Annotated in this window: 33 protein-coding genes and 1 pseudogene; 17 read left to right on the forward strand and 17 right to left on the reverse strand. The window is 65.8% G+C overall.

The window, feature by feature from the left end; translation table 11 throughout:
• Window positions 1-77: 77 nt before the first annotated feature.
• From BM337_RS17860 to trxA, 8 genes are all read right to left on the reverse strand, one after another.
• Window positions 78-1,301, reverse strand: a complete 1,224-nt coding sequence (locus BM337_RS17860; protein ID WP_089818481.1) for a M20 family metallopeptidase — start codon at window positions 1,299-1,301, stop codon at window positions 78-80.
• Entirely contained in the window at window positions 1,298-2,650 is a 1,353-nt protein-coding gene (locus BM337_RS17865; RefSeq protein WP_089818483.1) for an FAD-dependent oxidoreductase, read from the reverse strand. The genes BM337_RS17860 and BM337_RS17865 overlap by 4 nt, the downstream gene beginning before the upstream one ends.
• Before the next feature lie 216 nt (window positions 2,651-2,866).
• Complete coding sequence (locus tag BM337_RS17870; protein ID WP_089818485.1) at window positions 2,867-3,277, reverse strand: helix-turn-helix domain-containing protein; 411 nt, start codon at window positions 3,275-3,277, stop codon at window positions 2,867-2,869.
• 142 nt (window positions 3,278-3,419) lie between these two features.
• Entirely contained in the window at window positions 3,420-3,716 is a 297-nt protein-coding gene (locus tag BM337_RS17875) for a hypothetical protein (protein ID WP_245778696.1), read from the reverse strand.
• Window positions 3,717-3,815: 99 nt separating this feature from the next.
• The gene (locus BM337_RS17880; protein ID WP_089818487.1) at window positions 3,816-4,229 is read right to left on the reverse strand and encodes a hypothetical protein; all 414 of its coding nucleotides are present in this window, start codon (window positions 4,227-4,229) and stop codon (window positions 3,816-3,818) included.
• Window positions 4,230-4,282: 53 nt separating this feature from the next.
• On the reverse strand, window positions 4,283-4,876 hold the full coding sequence (locus BM337_RS17885) for a hypothetical protein (protein ID WP_245778697.1): 594 nt from the start codon (window positions 4,874-4,876) through the stop codon (window positions 4,283-4,285).
• The gene (locus BM337_RS17890) at window positions 4,873-5,610 is read right to left on the reverse strand and encodes a DsbA family protein (RefSeq protein ID WP_089818489.1); all 738 of its coding nucleotides are present in this window, start codon (window positions 5,608-5,610) and stop codon (window positions 4,873-4,875) included. The genes BM337_RS17885 and BM337_RS17890 overlap by 4 nt, the downstream gene beginning before the upstream one ends.
• Window positions 5,611-5,775: 165 nt before the next feature.
• Complete coding sequence (gene trxA / locus BM337_RS17895; protein ID WP_089818491.1) at window positions 5,776-6,195, reverse strand: thioredoxin; 420 nt, start codon at window positions 6,193-6,195, stop codon at window positions 5,776-5,778.
• A 285-nt stretch (window positions 6,196-6,480) separates the two neighbouring features.
• Between trxA and BM337_RS17900 the strand changes: the two genes are divergently transcribed.
• The 5 genes from BM337_RS17900 (at window position 6,481) to BM337_RS17920 (ending at window position 10,141) form a co-directional block, all read left to right on the forward strand.
• Window positions 6,481-7,041, forward strand: a complete 561-nt coding sequence (locus BM337_RS17900; protein WP_089818493.1) for a class I SAM-dependent methyltransferase — start codon at window positions 6,481-6,483, stop codon at window positions 7,039-7,041.
• 244 nt (window positions 7,042-7,285) lie between these two features.
• Window positions 7,286-7,684: an ArsR/SmtB family transcription factor gene (locus tag BM337_RS17905; RefSeq protein ID WP_089818496.1), complete on the forward strand. Its 399-nt coding sequence runs from the start codon at window positions 7,286-7,288 to the stop codon at window positions 7,682-7,684.
• On the forward strand, window positions 7,677-8,840 hold the full coding sequence (gene arsB, locus BM337_RS17910; protein ID WP_089818498.1) for an ACR3 family arsenite efflux transporter: 1,164 nt from the start codon (window positions 7,677-7,679) through the stop codon (window positions 8,838-8,840). Before BM337_RS17905 ends, arsB begins: the two co-directional genes overlap by 8 nt.
• Window positions 8,841-8,850: 10 nt before the next feature.
• Window positions 8,851-9,297: a low molecular weight phosphatase family protein gene (locus BM337_RS17915; RefSeq protein WP_089818500.1), complete on the forward strand. Its 447-nt coding sequence runs from the start codon at window positions 8,851-8,853 to the stop codon at window positions 9,295-9,297.
• Between the two features lie 187 nt (window positions 9,298-9,484).
• The gene (locus BM337_RS17920; RefSeq protein ID WP_089818502.1) at window positions 9,485-10,141 is read left to right on the forward strand and encodes a lactate utilization protein; all 657 of its coding nucleotides are present in this window, start codon (window positions 9,485-9,487) and stop codon (window positions 10,139-10,141) included.
• 54 nt (window positions 10,142-10,195) lie between these two features.
• Here the strand turns inward: BM337_RS17920 and BM337_RS17925 are convergent, their stop codons facing one another.
• The gene (locus BM337_RS17925) at window positions 10,196-11,005 is read right to left on the reverse strand and encodes a DUF8170 family protein (RefSeq protein ID WP_089818504.1); all 810 of its coding nucleotides are present in this window, start codon (window positions 11,003-11,005) and stop codon (window positions 10,196-10,198) included.
• A 115-nt stretch (window positions 11,006-11,120) separates the two neighbouring features.
• Between BM337_RS17925 and BM337_RS17930 the strand changes: the two genes are divergently transcribed.
• The 3 genes from BM337_RS17930 (at window position 11,121) to BM337_RS17940 (ending at window position 13,925) form a co-directional block, all read left to right on the forward strand.
• The gene (locus tag BM337_RS17930) at window positions 11,121-11,753 is read left to right on the forward strand and encodes a hypothetical protein (protein ID WP_177227670.1); all 633 of its coding nucleotides are present in this window, start codon (window positions 11,121-11,123) and stop codon (window positions 11,751-11,753) included.
• A 409-nt stretch (window positions 11,754-12,162) separates the two neighbouring features.
• Window positions 12,163-13,032, forward strand: a complete 870-nt coding sequence (locus tag BM337_RS17935) for a bile acid:sodium symporter family protein (protein WP_089818506.1) — start codon at window positions 12,163-12,165, stop codon at window positions 13,030-13,032.
• 35 nt (window positions 13,033-13,067) lie between these two features.
• Window positions 13,068-13,925, forward strand: coding sequence for an MBL fold metallo-hydrolase (locus BM337_RS17940; RefSeq protein WP_089818508.1), 858 nt, complete (start codon window positions 13,068-13,070; stop codon window positions 13,923-13,925).
• On the opposite strand, the gene BM337_RS17945 is transcribed toward BM337_RS17940, so the two are convergent.
• Window positions 13,922-14,401, reverse strand: a complete 480-nt coding sequence (locus tag BM337_RS17945; RefSeq protein WP_089818510.1) for a redoxin domain-containing protein — start codon at window positions 14,399-14,401, stop codon at window positions 13,922-13,924. The two genes, BM337_RS17940 and BM337_RS17945, sit on opposite strands and share 4 nt — an antisense overlap.
• A gap of 336 nt (window positions 14,402-14,737) precedes the next feature.
• Between BM337_RS17945 and BM337_RS17950 the strand changes: the two genes are divergently transcribed.
• A complete protein-coding gene (locus BM337_RS17950) occupies window positions 14,738-15,043 on the forward strand; it encodes a DUF5789 family protein (protein ID WP_089818512.1) in 306 nt (101 codons plus the stop codon).
• Between the two features lie 11 nt (window positions 15,044-15,054).
• On the opposite strand, the pseudogene BM337_RS21670 reads toward BM337_RS17950, so the two are convergent.
• Window positions 15,055-15,288, reverse strand: a pseudogene (locus tag BM337_RS21670) (succinate dehydrogenase); the annotation flags it as partial.
• 118 nt (window positions 15,289-15,406) lie between these two features.
• Here BM337_RS21670 and BM337_RS20785 point away from each other — a divergent pair.
• Entirely contained in the window at window positions 15,407-15,814 is a 408-nt protein-coding gene (locus BM337_RS20785; RefSeq protein WP_143117753.1) for a DUF8154 family protein, read from the forward strand.
• Between the two features lie 24 nt (window positions 15,815-15,838).
• On the opposite strand, the gene BM337_RS17960 is transcribed toward BM337_RS20785, so the two are convergent.
• Window positions 15,839-16,159: a CGCGG family putative rSAM-modified RiPP protein gene (locus BM337_RS17960; protein WP_089818514.1), complete on the reverse strand. Its 321-nt coding sequence runs from the start codon at window positions 16,157-16,159 to the stop codon at window positions 15,839-15,841.
• Window positions 16,160-16,340: 181 nt separating this feature from the next.
• Between BM337_RS17960 and BM337_RS17965 the strand changes: the two genes are divergently transcribed.
• From BM337_RS17965 to BM337_RS17975, 3 genes are all read left to right on the forward strand, one after another.
• Window positions 16,341-16,628, forward strand: coding sequence for a hypothetical protein (locus tag BM337_RS17965; protein WP_089818516.1), 288 nt, complete (start codon window positions 16,341-16,343; stop codon window positions 16,626-16,628).
• Between the two features lie 130 nt (window positions 16,629-16,758).
• On the forward strand, window positions 16,759-16,938 hold the full coding sequence (locus BM337_RS17970) for a hypothetical protein (RefSeq protein WP_089818517.1): 180 nt from the start codon (window positions 16,759-16,761) through the stop codon (window positions 16,936-16,938).
• Window positions 16,939-17,031: 93 nt separating this feature from the next.
• Window positions 17,032-17,334: a CGCGG family putative rSAM-modified RiPP protein gene (locus BM337_RS17975; RefSeq protein WP_089818519.1), complete on the forward strand. Its 303-nt coding sequence runs from the start codon at window positions 17,032-17,034 to the stop codon at window positions 17,332-17,334.
• A gap of 12 nt (window positions 17,335-17,346) precedes the next feature.
• Here BM337_RS17975 and BM337_RS17980 read toward each other — a convergent pair whose 3' ends face one another.
• Window positions 17,347-17,559, reverse strand: coding sequence for a hypothetical protein (locus tag BM337_RS17980; RefSeq protein WP_089818521.1), 213 nt, complete (start codon window positions 17,557-17,559; stop codon window positions 17,347-17,349).
• Window positions 17,560-17,760: 201 nt separating this feature from the next.
• Here BM337_RS17980 and BM337_RS17985 point away from each other — a divergent pair, with 201 nt between their 5' ends.
• The gene (locus BM337_RS17985) at window positions 17,761-18,399 is read left to right on the forward strand and encodes a DUF7998 family protein (RefSeq protein WP_218155591.1); all 639 of its coding nucleotides are present in this window, start codon (window positions 17,761-17,763) and stop codon (window positions 18,397-18,399) included.
• A 51-nt stretch (window positions 18,400-18,450) separates the two neighbouring features.
• On the opposite strand, the gene BM337_RS17990 is transcribed toward BM337_RS17985, so the two are convergent.
• The 3 genes from BM337_RS17990 to BM337_RS18000 form a co-directional block, all read right to left on the reverse strand.
• The gene (locus tag BM337_RS17990; protein ID WP_089818523.1) at window positions 18,451-18,918 is read right to left on the reverse strand and encodes a metal-dependent transcriptional regulator; all 468 of its coding nucleotides are present in this window, start codon (window positions 18,916-18,918) and stop codon (window positions 18,451-18,453) included.
• Between the two features lie 95 nt (window positions 18,919-19,013).
• On the reverse strand, window positions 19,014-19,676 hold the full coding sequence (locus BM337_RS17995) for a helix-turn-helix domain-containing protein (RefSeq protein WP_089818525.1): 663 nt from the start codon (window positions 19,674-19,676) through the stop codon (window positions 19,014-19,016).
• 176 nt (window positions 19,677-19,852) lie between these two features.
• Complete coding sequence (locus BM337_RS18000; RefSeq protein ID WP_245778698.1) at window positions 19,853-20,029, reverse strand: hypothetical protein; 177 nt, start codon at window positions 20,027-20,029, stop codon at window positions 19,853-19,855.
• Window positions 20,030-20,362: 333 nt separating this feature from the next.
• Between BM337_RS18000 and BM337_RS18005 the strand changes: the two genes are divergently transcribed.
• Window positions 20,363-22,150, forward strand: coding sequence for a 5'-nucleotidase C-terminal domain-containing protein (locus BM337_RS18005; RefSeq protein WP_089818527.1), 1,788 nt, complete (start codon window positions 20,363-20,365; stop codon window positions 22,148-22,150).
• 113 nt (window positions 22,151-22,263) lie between these two features.
• Window positions 22,264-23,412: an MBL fold metallo-hydrolase gene (locus BM337_RS18010; RefSeq protein WP_089818529.1), complete on the forward strand. Its 1,149-nt coding sequence runs from the start codon at window positions 22,264-22,266 to the stop codon at window positions 23,410-23,412.
• 117 nt (window positions 23,413-23,529) lie between these two features.
• Here the strand turns inward: BM337_RS18010 and BM337_RS18015 are convergent, their stop codons facing one another.
• The gene (locus BM337_RS18015) at window positions 23,530-23,922 is read right to left on the reverse strand and encodes a winged helix-turn-helix transcriptional regulator (protein WP_089818531.1); all 393 of its coding nucleotides are present in this window, start codon (window positions 23,920-23,922) and stop codon (window positions 23,530-23,532) included.
• A gap of 195 nt (window positions 23,923-24,117) precedes the next feature.
• On the opposite strand from BM337_RS18015, the gene BM337_RS18020 reads away from it, so the two are divergent.
• Window positions 24,118-25,335: a CaiB/BaiF CoA transferase family protein gene (locus BM337_RS18020; RefSeq protein ID WP_089818533.1), complete on the forward strand. Its 1,218-nt coding sequence runs from the start codon at window positions 24,118-24,120 to the stop codon at window positions 25,333-25,335.
• The last annotated feature ends 19 nt before the right edge of the window (window positions 25,336-25,354 follow it).

Genomic DNA, 25,354 nt, shown 5'->3' on the forward strand with positions numbered 1-25,354 from the left:
CTGTTGTATAGTACATCCCATACTACACAATAGTGTCTGTTGGTCGTATTACTCTTTCGCGACGAGCGGCGACCGAGTTACGCGCCGGAGGACGCGTCTGCCCAGACGCCGGGGAGTCGCGCGTACACCGTCGCGTTCCCGACGAGCGCGTCGACGGTCGTGTACTCGTCGACGGCGTGGACGGTGTCGGTGCCGAGCGCGAACTCGACGGTCGGAATCCCAGCGTTCCGGAGCGTCTTCGCGTCGCCGCCGCCGGTCGCGCTCCGACGGTAGACGCGCTCGCCCGTCACCGTCTCGGCCGTCGACGCCACCGCCTCGACGAGCGGGCTGTCAATCGGTTCGGCGGTCCCGACGCTCCAAGAGACGTCGGCGAGCGTGATACCCTCGCAGTCGGCGACGCAGTCCCGGACGTCCGAGAGCAGCCTGGACGTGTCCACCCCGGCCGTCAGCCGGACGTCGACCTCGGCGCGGGCCGACTGGGGGACGCTGTTGATCGCCTCACCGCCCTCGATAGTCCCGAGGTTGATCGACGGGGACGCGAAGAGCTCCCGGGCGACGTCCGCGCCCATCGTCGGCGCGTAGTACTCGACCGACTCCGCGAGTATCGGGTCCAGGACCGGGTCGACGTCGAGTTCGCGCGTCCCGAACCGCTCCCGGAGGGTCGTGATCGCCCCGTAGAGCCGATCGATGGCGTTGTCGCCCAGCACCGGCCGGGAACCGTGTGCGGCCTCGCCGGTGGCCGCCATCGTCAGCCAGATGCTCCCACGGTCGGCGACGGTCACCGAGTGGCGCCCCTCCTCACAGGTCGGTTCACCGATGACGCAGCCGTCGGCGTCGAGTCGGTCGGCCTCGAGCAGTGCGGGGAGGCCCGCGTCGCCGCCGACCTCCTCGTCGCTGACGAACGCGAACTGGAGGTCGACGGGCGGGGCTTCGTCGGCCTCGGCGAACACGCCGATCGCCGAGAGCATCGCGGCGACGGCTCCCTTCATGTCTGTCGCCCCGCGGCCGTAGATCCGGTCGCCGGTGCGCTCCCCGAGCGGATCGAACGACCACTCGTCGGCGTCGAACGGGACTGTGTCGAGGTGACCGACGTACAGCAACGTCCGGTCCCGCTCGCCCGGTATCGTCGCGAGGAGGTTCGGCTTCGCCGGATCGACCGTGATCCGTTCGACGTCGACCGAGCGGGCGGACAGGTACTGTTCGATCAGGTCGGCGATTTCCCCGGTCTTGCCCGGCGGATTCGACGTGTCGATGGCGAGCAAGTCGAGCGCCAGGTCGACCAGTTCGTCGCTCTCGGTCATCGCTCCAGTTTCCCGGCGAGTACCTTCGCCGCGGTGAGGACCGGGTCCCACACCGGGCTGAACGGGGGCGCGTACGCCAGGTCGGCGTTCTGTAACTCGGTGACGGTCAACCCGCCGTGCAGCGCCGTCGCGACGGTGTCGATTCGCTTCGCGCCGTCGCGACCGACGACGCTCCCGCCCAGGACGGCTCCCGTCTCGCGGTCCGCGACGAGCGTGACCTGAATCTCCTCACTTCCCGGGTAGTAGTGAGCCCGCGTCGCGTCGGTGATCGTGACCGACACGGGGTCGAAGCCGGCGTCGCTGGCCCGCTCCTCGTCGAGGATGCCGGTCCGGGCCGCGCCGAGGTCGAACGCCTTCACGATGGCCGTGCCGGCGGTCTCGCCGATCGCCGTGGGCGATCCGGTGAGAGTCTGGCCGATGGCGCGACCGGCGCGGTTCGCCGTCAGCGCCAGCGGGACGTAGTCGGGCTCGCCGGTGACGACGTGGACGTTCTCCGCACAGTCGCCCGCGGCGTAGACGTTCGCCGCACTCGTGCGGCCGTACTCGTCGATCGCGATGGCGCCGGTCGGCCCGAGTTCTATCCCCGCGTCCTCGGCGAGTACGACGTTCGGCCTCACGCCGACGCCGACGACGGCGACGTCTGCGGCGTGACTCTCACCCCCGTCGAGCTGGACCGCCTCCACGCGTCCCTCGCCGGCGAACCCGGAGACGGCCGTCTCCAGGTGCAGGTCGACCCCCTGCTCTCGCAGGTGGTCCTCGACGACGTCCGCCACCGCCTCGCCGAACGGCTGGAGGACGTTGGGCAGCATCTCGTAGAGACTGACGTCGAGGCCGCGCGCCGAGAGCGCCTCGGCCATCTCGATCCCGACGTAGCCACCGCCGACGATAGCGGCGGTCTCGGGCGCCCGCTCCGTGACGTAACGCTCGATGGCGTCGGCCTCGTCCATGTCGTGGATGGTGAACACGCCGTCCAGATCCGTCCCGTGGAACGGCGGGACGACGGCGCTCGCGCCGGTCCCGATCAGGAGGTGGTCGTAGGCCTGGTCGAACCGCTCGCCGTCGGCCGCGACCGTGACCGTCTGGCTCCCGGTGTCGACGGCGACGACCTCGTGACCCGTCCGGAGGTCGATGTCCCGTTCCTCGCGGATCTCTTCGGGCGTCAGCGCGACGAGATCCGCGAGTTCGGGGACGTCGCCTTTCACGTAGTAGGGCATCCCGCAGGCCGCGTAGGAGACCCACTGTCCCTTCTCGAAGACGACGACGTCCATCTCCGGGTCCTCGCGCTTCGCCTTGCTCGCGGCGCTCAGTCCCGCCGCGTCACCGCCCACGACGACGAGGGTGTCGCTCATACGCGGAGAGAGGGGCGAGAGCGGCAAAAGGATTCCCGGAAATTCCCATTACTGTACACACGCAACGGGGCGGCAACAGCGGCTTCGTTCGGCGTGTCAGAATCGACCGGTATCGACGCCGCCAGAGTTCGAGGGCGGACCGAGACGACCGACCATCGGCGATCAAATATCGAAGCGACGGTTTTCGCGCTTCACGCTTTAAAATAGAGGGGTCTGTTAGCGCTCAGGTCGCGGAGCGGTCTCGTATCGTTCGATCTCGTCGGTCTTCTCCACTCGGTCGTAGATCTCTCGGAGTGTCTCCTGCGCTCGGAGAAGCTTGTGCTCCTCGAGGAACGGGCGCCCGCTCTCGCTGATCCCGTAGAACTTGTACGGCAGGTCGTTCTGCCGGCGGTCCTCCGGGAGGAGTACCTCCTCGACGACACCGGCGTCGACGAGTTGCTGAAGGTGCTGCCGAATCGTCGTCTGGCTCTTGCTCGGGTTGACGTAATCGAGTTCCTTCAGCGTCGGGAGTTCCGACGGATGGCCGAGAATATCCTGGAGGAGCGCGAATCGCGTCTCCTGCGTGACGACGTTGAGTCGCTCCCGGACGGACTCCAGGTCGCCTGGCGTGTGATCGGAGGTACTCATTACGCTACAGTTCATGTAGCGCGTGCAAATGCGTTTCGCTCAAATGCGAATCGGTCCAATACGATTCGGTCGGCACGCCACTTACACCACGCCTGACCGACGCTGACGATCGGTGTTCGAGCCCACGAGATTCGGCCGGGAGCTACGTGTCACAACGGCGTGAACCGGACCGCCACCGGACGGCTGCGCCGGCGACGCCGACGGCCAGCGCCGCAACCGCGACCTGGAGGAGCGTCGCGCCGAGCGCGGCCGTCGCGCCGCCCGCGGTCACGCCGCTCGCAGCACCGGTCGCGACGGGCGCCGTGAAGAGACAGCAGAGACTCAGTGCCCCGCCGACGCCGAGCAGCGACCACCGCGACCCGTCGTCAGACTCGGTCGTTTCGCCGGGCTCGGCTGTTTCGCTGGGCTCGGTCGTTTCACTGGACTCCGCCTCACGCATCTGTACGATCACCAGACGTGGGTACGTTCCATCTAGCTTCGGGTCGCACCGGAACCGGAGGCACCGGTTCGCCCCAGTGCCGGCGGTCCCAGAACGAACTCAGCACGTCTTACACCCTTTCTTTCGCTGACAGTACAGTATCGCGCCGAACGCGGCGACGCTGAGGACGCCGAGCAGCGGCCGGTACGGGTCGAAATAGGTCATGAGGGCGGACGAACTGAACAGCGCGAGCAAGAGGGCGTTACAGATGGGGCAGCCGAAGGCCAGGAAGCCGCCAACGATCCCGCCGGTCGCGAACCGGTCCCCGACCGGTCGGTCGACGATCGAGCGCTGGTAAACGAACGCCGCGGCGAACGCCGACGTCGCGACGAGAAACAGGTAGTCCGCGGCGGTACTCGGGACCATGCGAACGTACACTGGGTTCGGCACGAGGCCGGTCACCGCCCCGAACAGCAGGAAGGCACCGACGCCGGCGCCGACGCTCTTGAGCAGGGCTGGATAGGGCAGGGACATCAGTCAGTCACCGTCCAGTCATCTCGTCGGTGTGTTCCATTCATGGGTTCGAGTCACTGTATCGCGCAGGTCCGCGGGTCCCCGGCCCGGCCGAGGAAGAACAGGAGCAGGAGAATGCCGCCGACCCGCAGGAGATTCCCGTCGAACGGGAGCGCGGCCATCGCGCCGACGAAGCCCAGCGCGCCGAGGACGCCAGCGCCGCAACTCGCACAGCCAGCGGCCAGCAGCCCGGGGGCGACCCCGACGAGCGTCGAGGCGCTCCGCCGTCGAGCACGACCGACGAGGGCGACGGCGTTCGTCACCGCGACGCCCGTCAGGAGCGCGTACGCCGTCAGCAGCGCGAGGCCCAGCCAGCCGGTGGTCAGGTACGACTCTCGCGTGAGCGTCACCAGGGCGTAGGGAAGGTCCGTGGGGTCGTTCCCGAGGAGCTGCAGCGAGAACTGGGGGAAGCTGCTCAGGACGAGGACGGCGGTGGTCACCGCCGTCGCGATGGCGGCGACCAGCAACCGGCCGTTGGAGGTGAGCGGATAGGCGACCGCGTCGCCGACGTCCCGGAGCCAGCGGCGGCCGTGAGCACCAGCGCGTCCCGCAGGGTCAGTCCGTCCCTCGGCGTCAGCCCGTCCGTCCGTATCAGCACTTCCGTTCATGCGTCACGTATCTTTTCGATGGCGTTCGCGAAGTTCTCGTAGGGGTGAGCACCGACCATCTTCCCGGCGACGTCGGCCTCGCGGTTGTAGAGGACGAAGCCCGGCGTTCCCTGGAGTCCCGCCGAGCGACCGGTTTCGAGGTCGGCATCTATGCTCTCCCGGACCGCGTCGCCGCGGTTCTCCCGGCAGTTCTCGACCGCCGAACGGTCGACGTTCTCGGTCTCCTCCGTGATCCGGGCGAACGTCTCCTCGTCGGCCCAGTCGTGTCCGGACTCGGACTGGGCGTCGAAGGCCGACTCGTGCCAGTGCCAGTACGCCGCCGGCTCCGAGTCGGCGACCTTGTCCCACACGCAGCGACTCCAGACGGCGGCCGGGAGCGAGTACTCCCCGATGTTGGGATAGGAGAGAAAGACGACTCTGACGTCACCGGTCTCGACGTAGTCCGTTCCGATCTCGGGGAGCGTCTCCGTCTCGAACTCCTTGCAGAACGGGCACAGGTAGTCAGTCCAGTAGTAGACGTCCACGGGCGCGTCGGGCTCACCGACGATCGGTCTCCCGGCGAGTTCGACCCCGAAGCCGGTCGTCTCCTCGCTCGTGTGGAAGTTCGAGGGGACGTACGCCTGCTCGTTCGACCCGGAGCGCGAGGCGGCGTACGCGACGCCGCCACCGAACAGGAGCGTTCCACCGCCGGCGAGGAGCGCTCGACGCCGCGTAATATTGCCCCCTTCGTCCATCGATGGACAATCCTATTCCCGCTCCACCGAAGGGCTTTTCGGTCCGATCGAGAGACGGCGGCCGGGAGCGTCCCACCGGAAGCGTCCAGTCCCACCGGAAGCGTCCAGTCCCACCGGAAGCGTCCAGTCCCACCGGAAGCGTCCATCCCGGCAGGGGACGCCTGATCAGGCGTAGTTCTCGACCGTGGTGCGCAGTTGCGCCTCGTCCTGCATCCCGACGAGTCGCTCGGCGGGCTCACCGTCGGCGAAGAGGACGAGCGTCGGGACGCCGCGGACGCCGTACTCCGAAGCGAGTCGCTGGTTGGCGTCGACGTCGACCTTCACGACCGTCGCGGCCGTCTCGGCGGCGATGGAGTCGACGACGGGTTCGAGCATCTGACACGGCCCACACCAGTCCGCGTAGAAGTCGGCCAGAACCACGTCGTGGTTCCCGACGACGTCGTTCAGCTCCGCGGCCCCGTGTACCGGGACGGGTTCTTCCGGGGCCGATTCCGCGGTCGACTCCCCGTCCGCGCCACCGGTCCGGTCGCGGAGTTCTTCGATCTTCTGTTGGCGGATCTCCTCGATGGCGTCGTCCTCGGTCATCTCGGTGGTCCGTTCGGCGCGGCAACGCTTAGTTGTTTTGCACGATATGCACAAGACAGTCTGGCGAGGCGGGCCGTCCGGGGGTGTTCCCGGACGGGACAATACAGTGCAGACGGGAGGGCGTCGACGTCGTCCGGCGCCGTTCCGGAAGGTGAGCGTTCCGTACGCGATCGACGTGTTTTCCCGGGATTCGTCGCGGACCAGGTGACGGTCCGTCGCGCCATCGAGGTCGTCGCTGGGCCACCCAGTCGAAAGGATATTCCTGGCGGACCCAATACTGCACACATGGGATACCACACGTTCGACGCGTCCCGGGCCGACAAACTCGAACAGCCGGAGCGACGGTACCGGTTCCTCTCGGCCGAAGAGCTGGTCTGGGGCCTCGATCTCTCCCCGGCCGCGACCGTCGCCGACCTCGGCAGCGGCACGGGCTTTTACACCGACGACGTCGCCCCGCACGCGGACACGGTGTACGCCGTCGACGTCCAGGCCGAGATGCACGACTACTACCGCGAGAAAGGCGTCCCGCAGAACGTCGAGCTGCTGACGACCGGCGTGGGTGACTTGCCCCTCGAGACTGGTGCCCTCGACGCCGCGTTCTCGACGATGACCTACCACGAGTTTGCGAGCGACGAGGCGCTCGCAGAGGTGCACCGGGTACTCCGGGCGGACGGGCGTTTCGTCGTCGTGGACTGGGCCGCCACCGGCAGCGGCGAGCACGGACCGCCGCTCGACGAGCGCTTCACCGCGGCCGAAGCGGCTGAGGCGCTCCGGGCGAACGGGTTCCGGACCGAACACGAGGCGGTCCGTCCGGAGACGTTCTACCTGGTTGCCACGGCGGAGTAGTTCGCGCCGTCTGGACGGCGCAGTCGAACCGGTCGCCATCTGCCGGAACTCTGCGTTCGCTGGCTCGAACTAGCTGGGCGTCGTTCGTCGCGTGTCTCTCCGGAGTTTGCTTTAGGATTCAATCAACTATATCACACCTGCCAATTCCCATAAATCGGATTATTCGCCGGTAGTCTGGAATTCTACCGCTATCCTCCCAACCGAATCGAAACCATTAATTCAAGTTCTGTTCAACTATTCGTCGATGGCACAAGCGACGGACCGACTGCGGCGGTATCTCGACGACGAACTCGGGGAGTGTCGAAACGAGGACGTCGAGCGCCGACTCGACGAACTCGGCACCCTCGAAGCGGCGCTCGGGGAGGCGCAGGTCGACGCCGAACTCGGCGTGCTCTCGGCGCTCTCCAGCGAGACGCGGTACACGCTCGTTCGCGTCCTCGTCGCGGCCGGGGAGGAACTCTGCGTCTGCGAGTTGCACGCGGTCGTCGACGTGAGCGAGAGCGGGCTCAGTCACGCGCTCTCGACGCTCGTCGACGCCGGCCTCGTCGACGCCCGGAAGGACGGGCGCTGGAAGATGTATCGCGCCACCAATCGCGCGGTCGCACTCGTCACCGTGCTCGAGGGGAGCGTGGGCGATGCGTAACGGCGACGCCCACGACCACGGCCCCGACTGCGAGTGTGAGAGCTGTGGCGACCCGCGGTCGATGGACTTCCTCGACAAGTACCTCACCGTCTGGATCTTCGGCGCGATGGCGATCGGTGTCGGCCTCGGCTTCGTCGCGCCGTCGGTGACCCAACCGATCCAGGAGCTCCACCTCGTCGAGATCGGCCTCGTCCTGATGATGTACCCGCCGCTGGCGAAGGCGGACTACTCGCAGCTTCGGACCGTCTTCAGCAACTGGCGCGTGCTCGGATTGAGCCTCGTCCAGAACTGGCTCATCGGCCCGACGCTGATGTTCGGGCTCGCGGTGATATTCTTCAGCGGCCTGGTCCCGGGACTACCGGCACGCCCCGAGTACTTCCTCGGACTGGTGTTCATCGGGATGGCCCGGTGTATCGCGATGGTCCTCGTCTGGAACGAACTCGCCGAGGGGTCGACCGAGTACGTCACCGGCCTCGTGGCGTTCAACAGCCTCTTCCAGATCGTCACCTACGGGGTGTACGTCTACTTTTTCGCGCTGTTCCTCCCGCCGCTGCTCGGGATGGAGACGCTCGTCGCGGGCATCACCACCTTCGACGTCACCCCGATGCAGGTGTTCGAGGCTATCGTGATATTCCTCGGAATTCCCTTCGCAGCGGGCTTTCTCTCCCGCTACGTCGGCACGCGGGCGAAGAGCGAAGAGTGGTACGACGAGGAGTTCGTCCCGACGATCGACCCGCTGACCCTCGTCGCACTGCTCTTCACCATCGTCGTGATGTTCGCCACGCAGGGCGGCACCATCGTCGCCGCACCTGGCGACGTCCTGTTGCTCGCCGTGCCGCTGACCGTCTACTTCGTCGTGATGTTCCTCGTCAGCTTCGGGATGGGACGGGGCATCGGCGCCGACTACTCGACGACGACGGCCATCGGCTTCACCGCGGCCTCGAACAACTTCGAACTCGCGATCGCCGTCGCGGTAGCGGTGTTCGGCGTCGGCTCCGGCGTCGCCTTCGCGACCGTCGTCGGCCCGCTCATCGAGGTGCCCGTCCTGCTCGCGCTGGTCCACGTCGCGCTGTACTTCCAGCGACGGTACGACTGGGGCGGCCACACGACCGGGAGCCTCGATTCGTCCGCACCCGACCCGACGACCGACGACTGACCACAGAACCATGTCATCCAACACTGCCACAGACGACCCGATTCGAATCGCCTTCGTGTGCGTCCAGAACGCCGGCCGTTCCCAGCTGTCGACGGCCTTCGCCGAGCGTGAACGGGACCGACGTGGGCTCGAAGACCGCGTCGAGATTCGTACCGGCGGGACCCACCCGGCCGACCACGTCCACGACGAAGTCGTCGAGGTGATGGACGAGGCGGGGTTCGACCTCGCCGACCGGACGCCGCGAGAGATTTCCCTGGCGGAACTGCGCTCCTGTGACTACGTCGCGACGATGGGCTGTTCGACGCTCGACGTCGGCGAAGTCGGCGACGACGTGGATATCCGGGACTGGGCGCTCGACGACCCCGACGGCCAGGACCTCGATCGGGTGCGGGAGATCCGTGACGAAATCGAGCGGCGGGTGGTCGCGCTGTTCGACGAGTTCTCCCCGTCCGAGTGAGTCTCCCCGTCCGAGCGAGCAGCGCTCCGCTCACCGCTATCGAGCAGTCGGCGTCCGGTCGGATACTCGCATCCGTCCGCCCCGAGGAGCGGTACCAGTGACACCGATGTTACTTCCCGGCACCGGTGTCTCGAAGGCATTTATGGCCGAGTGACGACGAACTCTGGGTGACGACTCACCACCCGAAATGTCCCAACGAAAACCTGACTACGTAGACGACGCCGATATCGACGAATCGCTCGACGACCTGCCCGCGGCGGACGCTATCGAAGAGACGGTCGAGAACCTCGAAGCGAACGGGTTCGAGGTCGTCGTCGTCGATTCCGCCGACGCCGCGCTCGCGGAACTGCAGTCGCTCATCCCGGCGGGCTCGTCCGTGATGAACGGCCACTCGACGACCCTCGAGGAGATCGGATTCGTCGAGTACCTGAGCGAGGGAGACCACGAGTGGGAGAGCCTGGCCGACGAGATCTGGAGCATCGAAGACGACGCGGAGCGACAGGCCGCTCGCCGTGAATCGCAGACGGCGGAGTTCTTCCTCGGCGGCATCAACGGGATCGCACAGTCCGGCGAACTCGTCGCTGCCGACCGGTCGGGTAGTCGCATCGGTGCGTATCCGTTCGCCGCCGAGAACGTCGTCATCGTCAGCGGCGTGAACAAGATCGTGCCGACGGTCGACGACGCGCTCGACCGGCTCGAGTCCGTCGCCTACCCCCTCGAGAACGAGCGCGCCCAGGAGGCCTACGGCGTCGACTCCGCCATCGCCAAGCAGCTCATCTTCCGACAGGAACTCGAAGAGGGACGGACGACCGTCGTCCTCATCCGCGACCAGTTCGGGTACTAGCGGAACCGGCGGCTGCCAGGACGGACGCAGGGCCGAGTGGCGGCCAGCCAGCCACTACTCCGGAAGGTCAGCCGGGTCGTACTCGTGTTCCCACTCGGGTCGGCCCGGCCCCGGTAACTCGTCGACGTGAGCGTAGAGTTCTGCTTCCGAGTCCCACGGATAGCACTGTCCCATCGCGTCGAACCGTCGGAAAAAGGAGAGGTGGGACCAGCTGTAACTCGCGGGCGGTTCGTCCATCCCCTGTCGACGTTGCTCGAGGAAGTCGACGAGTTCGCGTTCGGTGATATCGACCCCGTTGTCCCGGGCCACAGAGAGCAATCGGAGAAGTTCATCACGACGGGCGTCGTCGTCGACGTCGGCAAAGAATATCTCGACGGCGGCTCTGCGTACTGTCTCGGGAGTGTCGAGTTCGTCTGGAGAGAGGCCAGCGTAGTCTCGCGGGAGGACGTGGGATTTGGGCGCGAAGAGGCTCCGAACGACGCCGAATTCGGGCGCCTCTCCGCCGTCCTCTTTCTCGTACACGCCAGCGATGTAGTCGGCAGCCTCGCCGAGCAGGTGGATCTTGATATCGAACGCTGGGAGGACGTTCGTCTCCAGGTCGATCGTGTCCCCGAGGATGGTCGCTGTAGTCGTGGTAGGTAGTTCGAGCCGGTGGGTGAACGTGCGCAATCGAACGTGATACGAGCCCCGGTAGCTCCCGAGAACCAGATAGCTCACAGCTGCCTGTTCGAACCCGGGCAGCTCGTGGTTCATGAACCGACAGATCTCGTGCAGATCCCCCTGTGGAACAGTGACGTCGTCGAGGATGCGTTCGAGCGCCGCTCGTACCCACGGATCGTTCCGTGGTACCCGTGGCCCCGCCATAGACTTCCCTACTCACGCTACTGGAAAAAAGCCTGCCGGTTTGGGTTGGAAATTGCCAATATTCCCAACCTGTCTAACCCAAACAGTTACAGCGGGAACGTTCGTATCGTCGCCCATGAGCGAGCGCACGAAGCCTCCCGGGACCCCGGTGTCCGACAACCCGTTTGGCGACGAGGATACCCTGTCGTTCGAGCGACAACGCCAGGCACATCGGTTTCTCACCCAGGAGACGCGCTACTACATCATCCAGGCCCTTCTGGGTCACCCACACCACCTGGCCTCGTTCGACGAGCTCGAGTACCTGGTCCCCAAGAATCGGTCGACGATCGACGAGCATCTAGACCGGCTAGAAGGGAAACAGCTCCTCGCGAAGTACGAGTACACGGGAGACGAGAGCGCCCAGAACGAGCCGACGGAGTTCTGGGGCTTCACCGAGTTCGGGATCGAGCTACTGTACGACTTCGACTACCTCCGCTACGTGCCGGTTCTGCGGGTGGTTCAGGACCACCTCTACGTGACCGAGAAGATCCAGCGCCATCGTGACGCGCGACGCCCGGACCTGCCAGAGAGTGTGGCGGAGGCATTCGACCTGCCCGAGGAGATGGACGGTGAGAACCGCGAACTGCTGGAAACAGAGCACTCCGCACTCGTCGAGGGCGGCCAACTGTTCGACGCACCACCGGTCGATCCGGACCCCGACGCCGAAACCGAAGGGGACGCGGACCGGCCGATCGACGAGCTGTTCTGACGGGATTCCGGGATAGTTCTCTGGAAACCCCGGAGAAGAGGTCTCCTGGCAGCCAATGCGACCGACGACGACCTACACCCAGGCGTCGACGCAGTCCGCCGAGCAGAACGGTAGCTCGATGTCCGACGCTTCGACCTGCAGCGTGAACGCCCGGATCTCCGTGTCGCAGTTGGTGCAAGCCATAGAGCCAGATCCATCCACTAACTACCTTGTTATGATGTATTTACCAGATAGCTTGCCGCGTGAGTGTCCACTAATCGACCAGCTTCGCGTCCGCGCGCTGAAAGGGGGACCGACCACCAAGGATCGGCGGTGCGCTCATCGGCGCCACGTCTGAATCGCGCGGAGGTGTGAGTCGACCTCGTTCAGGCCACTTTTCACGCGGAATGACGAACTTCCCACCGAACGAATGGGAGCGATGACAGTCACCGCAGTGGTCGATTTCGTGACGGTCGTCTTCGTGCTCGCGACGATGTTCTCGATGGGGCTCGCGCTGACGGCCGACGAGATTCTCGCGTCGCTCGGCCACCACCGACTGATGGCGAAGTCGCTGCTGGTGAACCTCGTGCTCGCCCCACTGCTGGCGTTCGCGTTCGTCCTCACGGTGCCGATGGAGACCGGTCACGTCGTCGGTCTCCTGTTGATCGCCATGGCACCGGGGGCGCCCTTCGGGCCGAAACTGGCCGAGATCTCCCGCAGCGACGTCGCGTTCGCGAGCGGTCTGATGGCCGTGCTCGGCGTCGTCTCCGTCGCGACGATACCGGTCACGGTGGCGCTGCTCATGCCCGGCGACGTCGCCGCCGACCCGGTCGGAATCGCCCGGATCGTCGTCCTCACCCAGCTTCTCCCGCTAGTCGGTGGACTGGCCGTCAGAGCGCGCTTCCAGTCCGTCGCCACGCGGCTGCACCCGCCGGTCCAGAAACTCTCGACGGCCCTGCTCGTCCTCCTGGTCGTCCTGTTGACGGCCGCCTACGCGGGCGAGATGCGCCAGCTCGTCGGCACCGGGACGCTGTTGATCTCCACGGTCGTCGTGGGCGGCTCGCTACTGCTCGGCTACGCGCTCGGCGGGCCGGCGAAGAGTACGCGAGAGGTGCTCGCGACGACGACCGCCGCGCGAAACGTGGCCATCGCCCTGCTCATCGCCACGACGAGCTTTCCCGAACCGGCCGTGCTCACGATCATCGTCGCGTTCGGGCTCCTCAGTCTCGTCGTCTCGGGCCCCGTTGCCGGTCTGTGGGGCCGGGATACTCAGGGACAACCTGCAAACGAACAGACGTAATAACGTACTAACGTATTTGTGCCGTAGCACGACGCATGGAGATCACTCTCGTCGGCACCGGCAGTCCCGTCCCCATCCCGGAACGGGGCGGAACGAGTATCGCCCTCGACGTCGCCGGGGAGCGCGTGTTGATCGACTGCGGGCCCAGGACCGTCTACGGACTCATGGAGGCGCGGATCCCGTTCGGGGAGATCGAGACGATGTTCTTCACCCACCACCACATGGACCACAACGCCTCGTTCTTCCACTTCGCGTTCACGAGCTGGACCGAGGGTGGCCGGGAATCGCTCACCGTCTACGGCCCCGACGGGACCGACCGGCTCGTCGACGCGCTGTACGACGTGTACGCCGAAGACATCGAGTACCGCCAGGACATCTACCCGACCGACGGTATCTCAAACATCGAGACTGGCCTCGTGACCGAGGGGTTCAGTCGCCAGATGGACGGCTGGTCGGTCGAGGCGCTCCCGGTCGAACACTCGATCGAGACGTACGCCTACCGCTTCGAGGAAGCGGCCTCGGGGTCGTCGTTCGTCTTCTCCGGCGACACGCGGAAGATCCCGTCGCTCGCCGAGTTCGCCGAGGGTGCAGACGTCCTCGTCCAGGACTGCAACACCGCGCCGGTCGACGAAGACCGCGTGCCCGAGGGCGACGACCAGTTCGTCTGGCAACAGCACGCCGCGGGCGGGCGAGACCTGAACCAGTCCACGCTGACGACCAACCACTGTGACGCTACCGACGCCGGGGAGATCGCACAAGCGGCCGGCGTCGAGACGCTCGTGCTCACCCACGTCATGCCGTACCGGGACCTGGAGGCGATGCGACGCGACGCCGAAGCGGCCTTCGACGGCGACGTGATCGTGGCCGAAGACGGCCTCACCGTCGCTCCCTAGGACGACGCCGACTCGACCGCCTCGAGCAGTTCGTCGTAGTCCGGTTCGTTCGTCGGGTCGTCGGCGACCCAGCTGTCCGTGATCGTGCCGTCCTCGTCGATGACGAACGTCGCGCGATTGGCGACCCCGTACAGACCGAGGGGCTCGATGTCGATCTCGAGGTCGTAGGCGCGGATGGCCTCGCCCGCCGTGTCGCTCACGAGGTCGAACTCGATACCGTGTTCGTCGCGGAACGCGCCCTGTGCGAACGCCGAGTCGGCGCTGACGCCGAGGACGGTCGCCCCGACCTCGTGGAACGCCTCGAGGTGGTCCTGCAGCGCGACCATCTCGCTGGAACACGGGGGCGTGAACGCGCCCGGGAAGAACGCGAGCACGACGGGGCCGTCGCCGAGGCGGTCGTCGAGATCGAACGATTCGTGGTCGCTCGTGCCGAGCGTCGCGGTGAACGTCGGTGCGGTGTCGCCTGGTTCGAGCATCACGTCGGTGTTGGTTCCCCGAGCCCTTCAATCGCCGTCCGAACACGTCCGCCAGATAGGGGCTGGACCGAAACCTCCCGGTGGGTGAATCCGCGACGGAGCGCGAGCTCCTCCCGCGACTCTAGACGCGGGAATCATCCACGTTGTGAGAGGGTCAGCGTCGATTCCACAACACCAGGACATCGAACGCGAACACCGACTGGGAACGAACTGAGAAGCACGCTTTTGCCGGGGACGGCCGAATCGTTCCACGAGAGAATTCCGGCCGACACCGCTCCACGAACAGTGGACGGACGAACCCAGCGATCGAGTGAATACAACGATCCAGTGAACACAATGAGACCACCACACCTGCGCGGCTATCTAGACGAGGAGTTCGAGTTTCCGGTCGACCGGTCGGGGGTCGTCGAACGCGTCGGGGACGTCACTATCGACGCCCCGGACGACGATTCGGCGGCGATTCGCACGATGCTCGACCGGGACAACGACGAGACGTTCGAGAACCTCGACGACCTCTTCGCGTCGATCTACGGGACGCTCGACGAGCGGTACATCGGACGGAAGTACTACGACGACCGGGGCGGGACCCTCGAAGAGATGGACAGGGCCGACCCGCGCGACGACCGGAACGTCTCCTTTTGAATCGGGGATGGCTACCAGAATTTCAGGTTCTGTTTGACCGATTTGCGTTTCAGCTCCTGGATCCCCTCGGTGATCGGGATGTCCTTCGGGCAGACCGCTGTACACGAGAACTGGGTGTGACACTGCCAGACGCCGTGTTCCCTGTCGAGCAGTTCCAGCCGCCGTTCCTTCACGTTCTCCCCTTCGGGCAACTCGTCTGGCTGGAAGTACGGTTCGACGGCGAGCGGTACGAGTTCCAGATTCTCGTCGAGTCGCCGGAATCAGCACGTGGACACGGGGGCCGGCTCGAAGACGTATTCACCGACGGAATTACGCTCGTCGACAGCGACACGCTCCGCGACCTCAAGCAGGAGGTGTTGAATAGTGCCTGACGATCCGGACGCACTCGTTTCCACGCTCGACGACGCCGAGGACGCTTTCGGAGGGTACGCACTCGGTGGACTGGACTCCGAGGAAGGGCTCGATCCGACTGCCCACGACGCCGACGTGATCCAGCTCCGGAAAGCGTGCCGGCTCCTGGACGCCTGTCGCGTGCTTCGCGAACACGACGGCTACCACACGAGCGTGATCGAGATGTCGTTTGCAGCGATCGAGCGGACACTCGAGTGTTTAGAAAATGGCAGATTTAGTATTCTGCCACAGGGTGTCATAGAACCCTTCTCACATCGTGATCACGGTACTCCCCGAATCGTCTCTGCGCTCGTAGCTAGTAATTACACGCCCTGTGCGTCACCAACGAAGGGGAGTCAGCCAACTGCGAGTGGTCGATAGACGACGGGCTCAGATCGTCGCCTCTCAGTTCACGTGAACGCGGACGACGTGGCCGCCGCAGCCACACTGCTCGACGTACTCCCACTCGACGTCGTCGTCACCGTAGTTCGATTCGAGCGCGTCGTACAGATAGTCCTCCGGGTGGCCCTGGGCCGCGTGGGTGACGAGGTTGACGTGGTGACCACCGGTGGTCCGTTCGACTGCCTCGACCGCGTGTCGTTCGAGCAGTGACCGGTCGTCCTCGTACTGTGGTTTCTCGAGGTTGGCGGACCACGAGTTGTCGTGGGTTCTGTCGGTGACCGGTTCGGCCTCACCGTGGTCGTGGTCGTGAGAGTGACTCGACATTGTATCGAATTGGTTCGCTGGTGACAAAAGGGGTTCGGGGAATCGATTCCGGGGGCTTCGTCCGAAGACGGGACCCCGCCGACCGGAGCGCTCTCCGAGGAATTTGCGCCAGACCGTGATAGCTGGTATCGGGAACATCTTCGCAAACGGGTGGAAGGCTGGTGGCAACCGACAGTGAGGTATGTCCGTAACGACTGCTGTCCCCGACGTCTGGGAACCCGTCCACGACGAAACGCGATTCGAACGCCACAACGCCCGGGAATACACGCGAATCGTCTTCGAGCACGAGAGCGGCGACCAGGCGGTCCGGATCAGCGACGTGCAGGAACCGAGCAGTTTCGTCGGCTGGCGCTACCTGGTGAGAGCGACCGGCGAGACGGCCGAACGGCTGGGTGTCGTCGAGGACGTGGAGACCGCGAAAGAACGTGCACAGGCCTTCATGGCGTCGTACGAACCAGACGGAGATTAGTTCGGCATCAGCGCTTCACCGCCAACGACCATCGAGGTGGAGCGGGGAAGAAGCGTCGCGACTGGGCGCCAGCGTGAATGCGAATCGGTTCGGGCGATTACTCATCAGAGTGAACAACTACTGGGCATCCATGCGAACTGTTCCGTCGCTCCTGGGCCATCCGGGACTCGTCGTCGGTGTCGTCTGTGGGGTAGCCGGCGCCGCGCTGCAGGGCGAGGAGGCCGGCGTGCTGTGGTTCTTCGTCGGGTGCTTCGCCGGGAAGTCGCTCCAGAGCATCTACTGGACCGTCACGGGGACTCACCCTTCGTGAATCCAGTCCGGACGGACCGCCGTCTGGAACTGAAGTCGAGCCCGCATATATTCGGCCGAAACCACTCGACAGTCTGCGCGAAACGACCGACCGATGACGAACGCGTACGCCGACCGCGAGCCGGTGACGAGGCGAGCACACGACCGGCCGTGGGTCGCCGACCTCGAGAGCGAAGCCCACGCGGCCGACAGCCGATTGACAGTCGCCGAGGCCGTCGACGCGGTCGAACAGACCCGGAGCGGGCGATACGTCGATCTCGTGACCCACGAACGACACGGACATCCGTCGTCGTATCTCTACGGAGCGCTACGGTCGGTGGAACGGGGCGTCGAGCTCTCGGACGAGGGGCGGTGTTCGTGTGGCGGGTACGTCACCCGCGTCGCGGTGACGCCCTAACGCCCCTGCCGTTCACACGCGCGGCTGTTCGGACTTCCCGATGGACAGCGCACCGGCGACGAACAGGCCGACGGTGAAGAGGCCGAGCGCCATCCGGTCGAGTTCGCCGCCGACCCCGAGCATGGTCAGGGCGACGAGACACACCGTGGCGAGGACGAGGGCTACTGCGCCGCCCAGGAGCTGTAGTCGTTCGCTAACGTCCGGCGTGATGCGGGAGTACGACATACCAGATAGGTCCCGCTCGACCCCCTAACCAGTCGTCACGAACGTGTTCGCCTCACACGTGGGAAGCGACGGAGCCCAGTCAGAGAGACGACGCTGGACCCGATTCGGGACGATGCGTCGACAGTCGAGAACGGCCCACTTCCCGGCACGGGCGAATATATTGGGCGATACTGTGGTAGTGGTCCGCGACCGAGAAGAGGTATGGTCGGATTCAGTACGCCGTTCGGCGGCGACGACGGCGGCAGCGACGCGCTCTTCGATAGCTACGACGAGTTCGTCCCGGCGAACGTCCCGGAGCCCGGTCGATTTCTCGAGGGCCACGACGTCCTCACCGGCGAGGCCCACCTCGACTTCCACGAGCTGACGCGGGATCTCTTCGAGGAACGCGGGGTGTACGACATGACGTTCGGCTACAACCTCGCGCGGTTGAACCTCGACACGCGACACCGGAACGCCGGCTACCGGTACGCCGTGGAACGCGGTTCCACGAGCCCTCCCTCGCAAGCTCGCGAGGACGCCGAAGACCCGTCGATCCTGTGGGCGGAGTTCACGCCGACGACGCCCTTCTGCCCGCAGAGCGACACGCTCACCAGGGGCTCCTTCCGGGCCTGGAACGGGCTGGCCGACCGCCACGAGTACGACCTCGTCCGCGTCCGCGTCGACGAGATGCACCACCGCGCCGACGCGATAAACGAGATGCTGGCCGAGATGGAAGCAGCGGCCGACGACGGCGAGACGGGCGAATCGAGCGAGCAGCGGCAGCGAGGAAGCGGTGGGACGGGCTGTTCACAGGGGATGGGAGGTACGAGTCGCGGCTACAGTGCGGACGCGCCGTTCTGACGGGGGTTCCGACAGTGTCGGTCCCCGCTGGGACCGCCCTGTGAAAGCAGCTCAGACGAGACAGCCCGCATCTTCCCCGGCCGTCTCCGGACAGTCGTCGATGCAGGGGCGGTCGGTGAGTTCCCGAAGTCGGGAGAGGGCGTCCGCGGGCAGCGTGACACCGATATCGTAGGTCATCTCGTCGTCGAGCGGCACGTCGAGCACCGACTCGAAGAAGGTCGTCACGATACAGAACTGCCGGGCCAGTCGGGTCGCAGCGGCGTCCCCCCGGGGCGTGAGTGTCACCCCGCGGTACTTTTGGTAGTCGACGAGGCCTCGGTCACCGAGTTTCGCTACCGTCTCGCTCACGGTCGGCCCGCTCACGTCCAGGGATCGCTGCAGCTCACCGGTCGACACCCGACCAGCATCCCCGTCAGCGAGCCAGTGAATCGCGAGCAGGTACCTCCCGGGCGTCCCGCCGACGGCTGACGGTGATGGCGCGAGGCCGTCCGTTCCGGGCCCCTGGCTCTCTGCGGACATACACGACGGTTCGTCAGCCACCACGGAAAGCGATACCCCGAATCCCTTCGAGTCCGTTCCACGGCCGAATACGTGGGCGTGCCCAAACCGGGAGGTCAGTCCGCGTGAACGGGCGTACGGGCGGGCGCCGGACGGTCCGTTCGCACGAACTGTTTCAGTACCCGCTCTTCCGCGCGGTGGAGCACTTCGCTACACGTCGACGCGGCGATGTCGAGTTCCTCGGCGAGGGCAGTCAGCGTCGTCCGGCGGGGCGTGTCGTAGTAGCCCCGATCGATCGCTTCCCCGATCAACCAGCGCTGGCGGTCCGTCAGTACCGACTCGGAGTCGACGTGCTGGCGGATCTGCTCGACGGTGTACTGGATGCCGACGTCCGCCAGCGTGTCACCCAGTTTCGAGAGTCGCTCCTGGGGGAGTCGCTCCTCCAGCAGCATCTCACCGTCACGGACTTCGAACGGCGTGGTCAGCGGGACGCCCGAGGCCTGGATCGACGACAGCAGGAGTGGCATCGTCGTCTCGACCTCGATGCGGTGGCGGCCGGGTTCGGACTCGAACTCGGTCACCGCCGAAACCGTCTCGTAGGCCCGAATCTCGTCACTGATCAGGCCCGCGTCCGGCCCGACGAGTTCCATCTCGGCGACGCCGGCGTCGTCGTTCGCCGTCGCGGCGAGGACGCGGAACCGGACGTCGGGGTGACTCTGCGACACGTCGCTGACCCAGACCGCCTCCGGGACTGTTATGGTGAGTTTTGCGTATGGCATTGGAGTGACACCGTGACCGGCACCAGCGGCCGAGTATCCCGGCCGTGGGTGGCCGACTCGTCGAACCGCCGTTCTCGTCCGAGAGTTTTAGGCCGGGCTAAAAGTTGGTTCGCGCGAATATGTTCGGATAGCGGTTACGTACGAATCTGGGGAGGACGGGCAAGCAGACCGACGCGTCAGAGGTCCGGAACCGCCGTGAACAGGAGGACGAACGCGTTTACGGCCAGGAGCACCAGTACGAGCCACTGGAAGATGCGCTCGGGGATGTGGTCGAAGATGTACACGCCGAACCAGACACCGAGAAACACCATCGGCACGGCGACGACGGCCTCGATCAGCAGTGGCGTCGTCACGGCTCCCGTGTAGGTGAGACTCCCGTCGTTATCCAGTTTGTCGTCATCGATACCGCCGCCGTTTCGACGGTAGCAGACGCATCTGTCTGGCCGATACTACGACCGCATCACTTAGGGCAGTTGCCACTACGAAGGGGGAGCGAAACGCCGTATCGTGTTTCGCATCCAAGCCAGCGCGTCTGTTCAGTTTTGTTTCGTTGTCCGATCGCAGTCCACGGGGCGTGGTCGCGTCCCACGTGCCAGTTCTGGTATTTCTCGATAGTCGTGTACAGTATTTGTAATCGCAACCACAACGCACGAACGGTCGGCGGGCGTAGGGACAGTCGCCCCACCATGAGCGGGAACGAAACGGTCACGGGCGAGTGGCGCTCTCTCGACGGAGCCACCGTCGATCGCGGCGACGACGAGGACGCCGACGTGGTCTTCGCTCACGTGAGCGACCTCCACGGACAGTTGGCACCGCGCCACCAGGTCTATTACGACAACCTCACGTCGAAGCCGGACTTCGACTTCGGCGACGACGACCGCGTCATCGAGCGTGCGGGTGGCGTCCCGATCCTGGCGGCCAAACTCGACGAACTCCGCGAGGACTACGACGTCTGTACGCTCATGAGTGGCGACACGTTCCACGGCTCCGCCGTGACCACCTACACCGACGGACGAGCGATGCTCGACCCCGTCAACGAACACGTCGCGCCCGACGTCTACGTCCCCGGCAACTGGGACTACTCGAACGAGGCCGCCGAGGACGGCTCCTTCGTGGAACTGATGGACGCACTCGAGGCCCCGGTTCTCGCGAACAACCTCTACGACTGGGAGACCGACGAGCGACTGTACGACGCGTACCGGATCCTCGACGTCGGTGGCCTCTCTGTGGGCGTCGTCGGCATGACGAACGTCTACGTCGACCGGATGGCGCCCGCGTTCTCCGAGGGGAAGTACCGCTTCGGGAAGCACCCCGCGCTCCTCGAAGCGTCCGCACAGGCCGCCCGCGAGGACGGCGCCGACGTCGTGGTCGCGGTCACCGAGATCGGCCTCCCGTGGATGGTCCAGGCCGCCAAGGACTGTGCGGGCGTGGATGTCATGTTCAGCGCGCACACCCACGAGTACACCTACGACCCGATCGTCGTCGCGGAGACCGAAACCGTGGTCGTCGAATCCGGGATGGGCGAGGCGCTCGGCCGCGTGGACCTCCGCGTACGAGACGGGGAGATCCAGTTCCGGCATCACCTCTACTGTCTGACCGAGGACGGCGAGCACACGCCGGAACCGGACGCCGAGGCGGCGGCGACGGTCGAAGCCGAGCGCGCGCCCTTCCTCGAGGACGAGCCAGGATTCGAGCGAGGGGCCGGGATGCTCGACCGTCCGCTAGATACGGTGGTCGGCCGGACGGAGAAACCACTCTACCGGCAGTCGTTCCTCGAGAGCGCGTGGAACACGCTGTTCAACGACGCGCTGCGGGCGCACTTCGGCACGGACCTCGCCGTCTCGCACGGGTTCCGCTACGGGACTGCTATCCCGCCCGGCGAGATCACACTCGGCGATCTATACACGTTCTTCCCGATGACGGCGCCCGTCGCCCGTGGCGTCGCCTACGGCCAGCAACTCACGAGCCACGTGGAGGCGTTCCTCGAGGACAACTTCACGCCGTACCCCTACGACCAGGAGGACGGTCGCGTCCGTAGCTTCTCCTCGAACGTCGCGGTGACCGTCGACCCGACCGCCAAGCGCGGCCGTCGCCTCGTCGAGATGCGGGTCGACGGCGAGACGGTCGACCCCGAGGAGACGTACTCGGTGGCGACGTTCCGCCGGCCCGGTGACCCCGAACGCGACCTCGGTAACTGCGGGTTCCCGTTCCAGGACGTCGAGGTCGACGACGGGACCATCCCGGTCGACGTCGTCGTCGAGTATCTCGAAGGCCACTCGCCCGTCGACTACGAGGTGATGGGGCTGGTCGAGACCGCCGACGACGGTGGCCGAGCCCAGAACACGCCCGCAGACGGGGCGTATCCGTTCATCCAGCCCGGCGTCGACTACGCGGCCGGCGAAGCGTACTGCGAGACGTCCATGATCCCACGCAGGAACACGTTTCCCGACGAAGGGCGTAATCGAACGCGCTAGGCGGCGACAGCGACTCCGATAGATCCCACGAACGGCGAACCCGACAGTTCCGACGAACGGCGACCCGATAGATCCCACGAACGGCACACTCGATACGACACAGGTGAGATACCATGGTCACAACCATCACTGCGGACCAACTCGCGGACGAGATCGACGCCGGCGAACAGTTCACGCTCATCGACGTGCGTCCCGAAGACAGCTTCGAGGCCTGGCACGTGCCCGACGCGGCGAACGTTCCATACGACCCCGACGAGGGACTGAGCGAAGACCAGCGAAACGAGGTGGAGACACTGGTCGACGGCGGACCGGTCGTCGCCATCTGCGGGAAGGGACTGACGTCGACGCCGTTCGCGTTCGACCTGGAGGAACACGGCTACGAGGACGTCTCGGTCGTCACTGGCGGGATGGAGGCGTGGAGCAAGCGCTACGAGGTCGTCCCCATCGAGACGGCGAGCGACGACCTCGTCGTTCGGCAGGTCCAGCGCCGGGCGAAGGGCTGTCTCGGCTACGTCGTCGGCTCGAAAGCCGCGGAAGAGGCAGCCGTCGTCGACGCGACCAGACAGACCGACCAGTTCAAAGTCGCTGCCCAGGACGCCGGGCTCTCCATCGCACGCGTGCTCGATACGCACGTCCACGCCGACCACATCTCCGGCAGTCCGGCACTCGCCGACGAGGTCGGCGTGCCCTACCACCTCGGTGACGCAGCCAGCGAGCGCGGTGTCGAGTACGAATACGAACCGCTCGCAGATGGCGCAGTCGTCGAGGTCGGCGACGTCGAGATCGAGGCGCTCCACACCCCCGGCCACACCTCGGAGATGACGAACTACCTCGTCGACGGGGAACTCCTGTTGACGGGCGATACGCTGTTCGTCGACTCCGTCGGCCGGACGGAACTCCAGTTCGACGAGGACGACGCCTCGCGTGGCGCGGAACTGCTGTACGACTCGCTCCACGAGACGATCCTCGACCTCCCGGACGACACGACCATCCTGCCGGGCCACCTCACCGTCACGAGCGACGGGCGCTACGAGAACGGCTCGCCGGGTGACCCCCTCGTGGCCCGGCTCGGGGACCTCCGCGACGAACTCGACTTCCTCGGGCTGGACCGCGAAGCGTTCGTCGAACGATTGACCGGAGACGCCCCGGAGAAGCCCCCGAACTACGAGACAGTCATCGCCATCAACACCGGCAAAGACACCGTCGACGACGAGAGCGAGGCGACGGAACTCGAGCTGGGCCCGAACAACTGTGCCGCGTAGGGCTCACGGCCGCTCTCGCGTCGCAGGCCCCTCTCTCGCGTCACAGGCCTCTCTCCTGTCGTAACTCCTTCTGGCCGAGAGGCCGATCGCCCTCGGTGCGTTCGCGAACTGTGCCGGTCAGCCACCGGAGGCCGCGTCCTCGGCGTGCTCGGGCCGCTTCAGGTGTTCTGTCCCCCAGTCGCGCATCGCGTGGATGACTGGCTGGAGTGCCTCCCCGTGATCAGTCAGCGAGTAGTGGACGCGGAACGGTTTCTCGCTGATTATCTCGCGGTCGACGAGCTGGTTCGCTTCGAGGTCGTCCAGGCTGTCCGAGAGGACCTTGCTGGAGATGCCGTCGACGTTTGCCTCGAGTTCGTTGAAGCCGCTCGGGCCGTGTTCGAGCAACCGGTGGACGATGACGGGGTGCCACTTCTTCCCGATCAGCGTCGCGGTCGTCGTGACCGGACACCAGTCGTTCCCGGCACACCAGACTTCGAGCTCTCCGGTGGAATCGCCCGCTTCGTCGTCCATAGCAGCCGATCGACCCCGTGCCCGATAGGAGTTACTACTGGAAACCCAGTTACGGAACACTACTGAAATCGACTCCCGCAGTCGCGTCCGGGTCGATAGCTTACGAACGGTGGCACCGGCGATAGTTTTACCAGACGGTAAGTACAGTAACGATCATGCAAGAATGCCGACCCGGCACCGGACCGGGGGTCGACCATGACTGACCAGAGCAAGATACTGGACGGCGTGAAAGTAGTGGACCTCTCGACGTTCGTCACCGGCGGGTTCTGCTCCGCGATGCTGGCGAACCAGGGCGCCGAGGTCGTCAAGGTCGAACAGCCGGGCTACGGCGACGCCGTTCGCCATACCGGGCCGCCGTTCATCCAGGGCGAGTCGCCGTACTACTGGTCGCTGAACTACGGCAAGAAGAGCCTCGAACTGGACCTGAAGAACGACGCGGCGAAGGAAGCCCTCTACGAACTCGTCGCGGAAGCCGACGTGTTCGTGCAGAACTTCCGGCCCGGGACCGCCGAGCGCCTCGACGTCGACTACGAGACCCTCGGCGAGTACAACGACGACCTCGTCTACCTCGCCATCTCGGCGTTCGGCCAGACCGGCCCCTGGCGGGAGCGGTCGGGCTACGACCTGCTCATCCAGGGGATGAGCGGGATCATGAGCGTCACCGGGGAGGAGGGGCGCCAGCCGGTCAAGGTCGGCCTGCCGATGACGGACCTGATCACCGCGATGTGGGCCGCCTTCGGGACGATGACCGCACTCTATCGCCGGGAACAGACCGGCGAGGGCGAGTACATCGACCTCGGGATGCTGGAGGCGACGCTCCCGTGGCTCACCAAGCAGGCGGGGATGGTGTTCGCCGGCGAGGAGCCCCGGCGGATGGGGACGAAGGACCCTGTGCTGGCCCCCTACCAGACCTTCGAGACGAAGGACGGCTACATCAACGTCTGCATCCTCAACGAGAAGCTCTGGGGGGAGCTGTGCGAGGCGATCGACCGCCCGGACCTGCCCGAGGACGACCGCTTCGAAGTGAACGCCGACCGCGTCGACCACCTGGACGAACTGGAGGCCGAGATCGAGTCGACGCTGCGGGAGAAGACGACCGAGGAGTGGATCCGGGTCATCGCGGAAGACGCCGGCGTGCCGGCCGGCCCGGTGTACGACGTCGAGGAGGCGCTCGACAACCCCCAGATCGACGCTCGCGGGACGATCACGTCGATCGAGCACCCCGAGCTCGGGGAGATACCGGTGATCGAACACCCGCTCCGGTACGGCGAGGCCGACAGCGGGTTCGACCTCCCGCCGCCGCTGCTCGGCGAGCACAACCGCGCGGTGTTCCGCGAACTCGGCTACGACGAGGCGGAGATCGACGCCCTGGCCGACGCCGGCGCGTTCGGTGACCAGGACGGCGACGAGTGACGGGGCGGGACGACCCAGG

It is taken from the genome of Halomicrobium zhouii (assembly GCF_900114435.1).
GTDB lineage: Archaea > Halobacteriota > Halobacteria > Halobacteriales > Haloarculaceae > Halomicrobium > Halomicrobium zhouii.

Excerpts from the sequence above, each read along its gene's own strand:
- BM337_RS17860 (WP_089818481.1), bottom strand. The coding sequence starts at position 1,301 with ATGACCGAGAGCGACGAACTGGTCGACCTGGCGCTCGACTTGCTCGCC.
- BM337_RS17865 (WP_089818483.1), bottom strand. The coding sequence starts at position 2,650 with ATGAGCGACACCCTCGTCGTCGTGGGCGGTGACGCGGCGGGACTGAGC.
- BM337_RS17870 (WP_089818485.1), bottom strand. The coding sequence starts at position 3,277 with ATGAGTACCTCCGATCACACGCCAGGCGACCTGGAGTCCGTCCGGGAG.
- BM337_RS17875 (WP_245778696.1), bottom strand. The coding sequence starts at position 3,716 with ATGCGTGAGGCGGAGTCCAGTGAAACGACCGAGCCCAGCGAAACAGCC.
- BM337_RS17880 (WP_089818487.1), bottom strand. The coding sequence starts at position 4,229 with ATGTCCCTGCCCTATCCAGCCCTGCTCAAGAGCGTCGGCGCCGGCGTC.
- BM337_RS17885 (WP_245778697.1), bottom strand. The coding sequence starts at position 4,876 with ATGAACGGAAGTGCTGATACGGACGGACGGGCTGACGCCGAGGGACGG.
- BM337_RS17890 (WP_089818489.1), bottom strand. The coding sequence starts at position 5,610 with ATGGACGAAGGGGGCAATATTACGCGGCGTCGAGCGCTCCTCGCCGGC.
- trxA (WP_089818491.1), bottom strand. The coding sequence starts at position 6,195 with ATGACCGAGGACGACGCCATCGAGGAGATCCGCCAACAGAAGATCGAA.
- BM337_RS17900 (WP_089818493.1), top strand. The coding sequence starts at position 6,481 with ATGGGATACCACACGTTCGACGCGTCCCGGGCCGACAAACTCGAACAG.
- BM337_RS17905 (WP_089818496.1), top strand. The coding sequence starts at position 7,286 with ATGGCACAAGCGACGGACCGACTGCGGCGGTATCTCGACGACGAACTC.
- arsB (WP_089818498.1), top strand. The coding sequence starts at position 7,677 with ATGCGTAACGGCGACGCCCACGACCACGGCCCCGACTGCGAGTGTGAG.
- BM337_RS17915 (WP_089818500.1), top strand. The coding sequence starts at position 8,851 with ATGTCATCCAACACTGCCACAGACGACCCGATTCGAATCGCCTTCGTG.
- BM337_RS17920 (WP_089818502.1), top strand. The coding sequence starts at position 9,485 with ATGTCCCAACGAAAACCTGACTACGTAGACGACGCCGATATCGACGAA.
- BM337_RS17925 (WP_089818504.1), bottom strand. The coding sequence starts at position 11,005 with ATGGCGGGGCCACGGGTACCACGGAACGATCCGTGGGTACGAGCGGCG.
- BM337_RS17930 (WP_177227670.1), top strand. The coding sequence starts at position 11,121 with ATGAGCGAGCGCACGAAGCCTCCCGGGACCCCGGTGTCCGACAACCCG.
- BM337_RS17935 (WP_089818506.1), top strand. The coding sequence starts at position 12,163 with ATGGGAGCGATGACAGTCACCGCAGTGGTCGATTTCGTGACGGTCGTC.
- BM337_RS17940 (WP_089818508.1), top strand. The coding sequence starts at position 13,068 with ATGGAGATCACTCTCGTCGGCACCGGCAGTCCCGTCCCCATCCCGGAA.
- BM337_RS17945 (WP_089818510.1), bottom strand. The coding sequence starts at position 14,401 with ATGCTCGAACCAGGCGACACCGCACCGACGTTCACCGCGACGCTCGGC.
- BM337_RS17950 (WP_089818512.1), top strand. The coding sequence starts at position 14,738 with ATGAGACCACCACACCTGCGCGGCTATCTAGACGAGGAGTTCGAGTTT.
- BM337_RS17960 (WP_089818514.1), bottom strand. The coding sequence starts at position 16,159 with ATGTCGAGTCACTCTCACGACCACGACCACGGTGAGGCCGAACCGGTC.
- BM337_RS17965 (WP_089818516.1), top strand. The coding sequence starts at position 16,341 with ATGTCCGTAACGACTGCTGTCCCCGACGTCTGGGAACCCGTCCACGAC.
- BM337_RS17970 (WP_089818517.1), top strand. The coding sequence starts at position 16,759 with ATGCGAACTGTTCCGTCGCTCCTGGGCCATCCGGGACTCGTCGTCGGT.
- BM337_RS17975 (WP_089818519.1), top strand. The coding sequence starts at position 17,032 with ATGACGAACGCGTACGCCGACCGCGAGCCGGTGACGAGGCGAGCACAC.
- BM337_RS17980 (WP_089818521.1), bottom strand. The coding sequence starts at position 17,559 with ATGTCGTACTCCCGCATCACGCCGGACGTTAGCGAACGACTACAGCTC.
- BM337_RS17985 (WP_218155591.1), top strand. The coding sequence starts at position 17,761 with ATGGTCGGATTCAGTACGCCGTTCGGCGGCGACGACGGCGGCAGCGAC.
- BM337_RS17990 (WP_089818523.1), bottom strand. The coding sequence starts at position 18,918 with ATGTCCGCAGAGAGCCAGGGGCCCGGAACGGACGGCCTCGCGCCATCA.
- BM337_RS17995 (WP_089818525.1), bottom strand. The coding sequence starts at position 19,676 with ATGCCATACGCAAAACTCACCATAACAGTCCCGGAGGCGGTCTGGGTC.
- BM337_RS18005 (WP_089818527.1), top strand. The coding sequence starts at position 20,363 with ATGAGCGGGAACGAAACGGTCACGGGCGAGTGGCGCTCTCTCGACGGA.
- BM337_RS18010 (WP_089818529.1), top strand. The coding sequence starts at position 22,264 with ATGGTCACAACCATCACTGCGGACCAACTCGCGGACGAGATCGACGCC.
- BM337_RS18015 (WP_089818531.1), bottom strand. The coding sequence starts at position 23,922 with ATGGACGACGAAGCGGGCGATTCCACCGGAGAGCTCGAAGTCTGGTGT.
- BM337_RS18020 (WP_089818533.1), top strand. The coding sequence starts at position 24,118 with ATGACTGACCAGAGCAAGATACTGGACGGCGTGAAAGTAGTGGACCTC.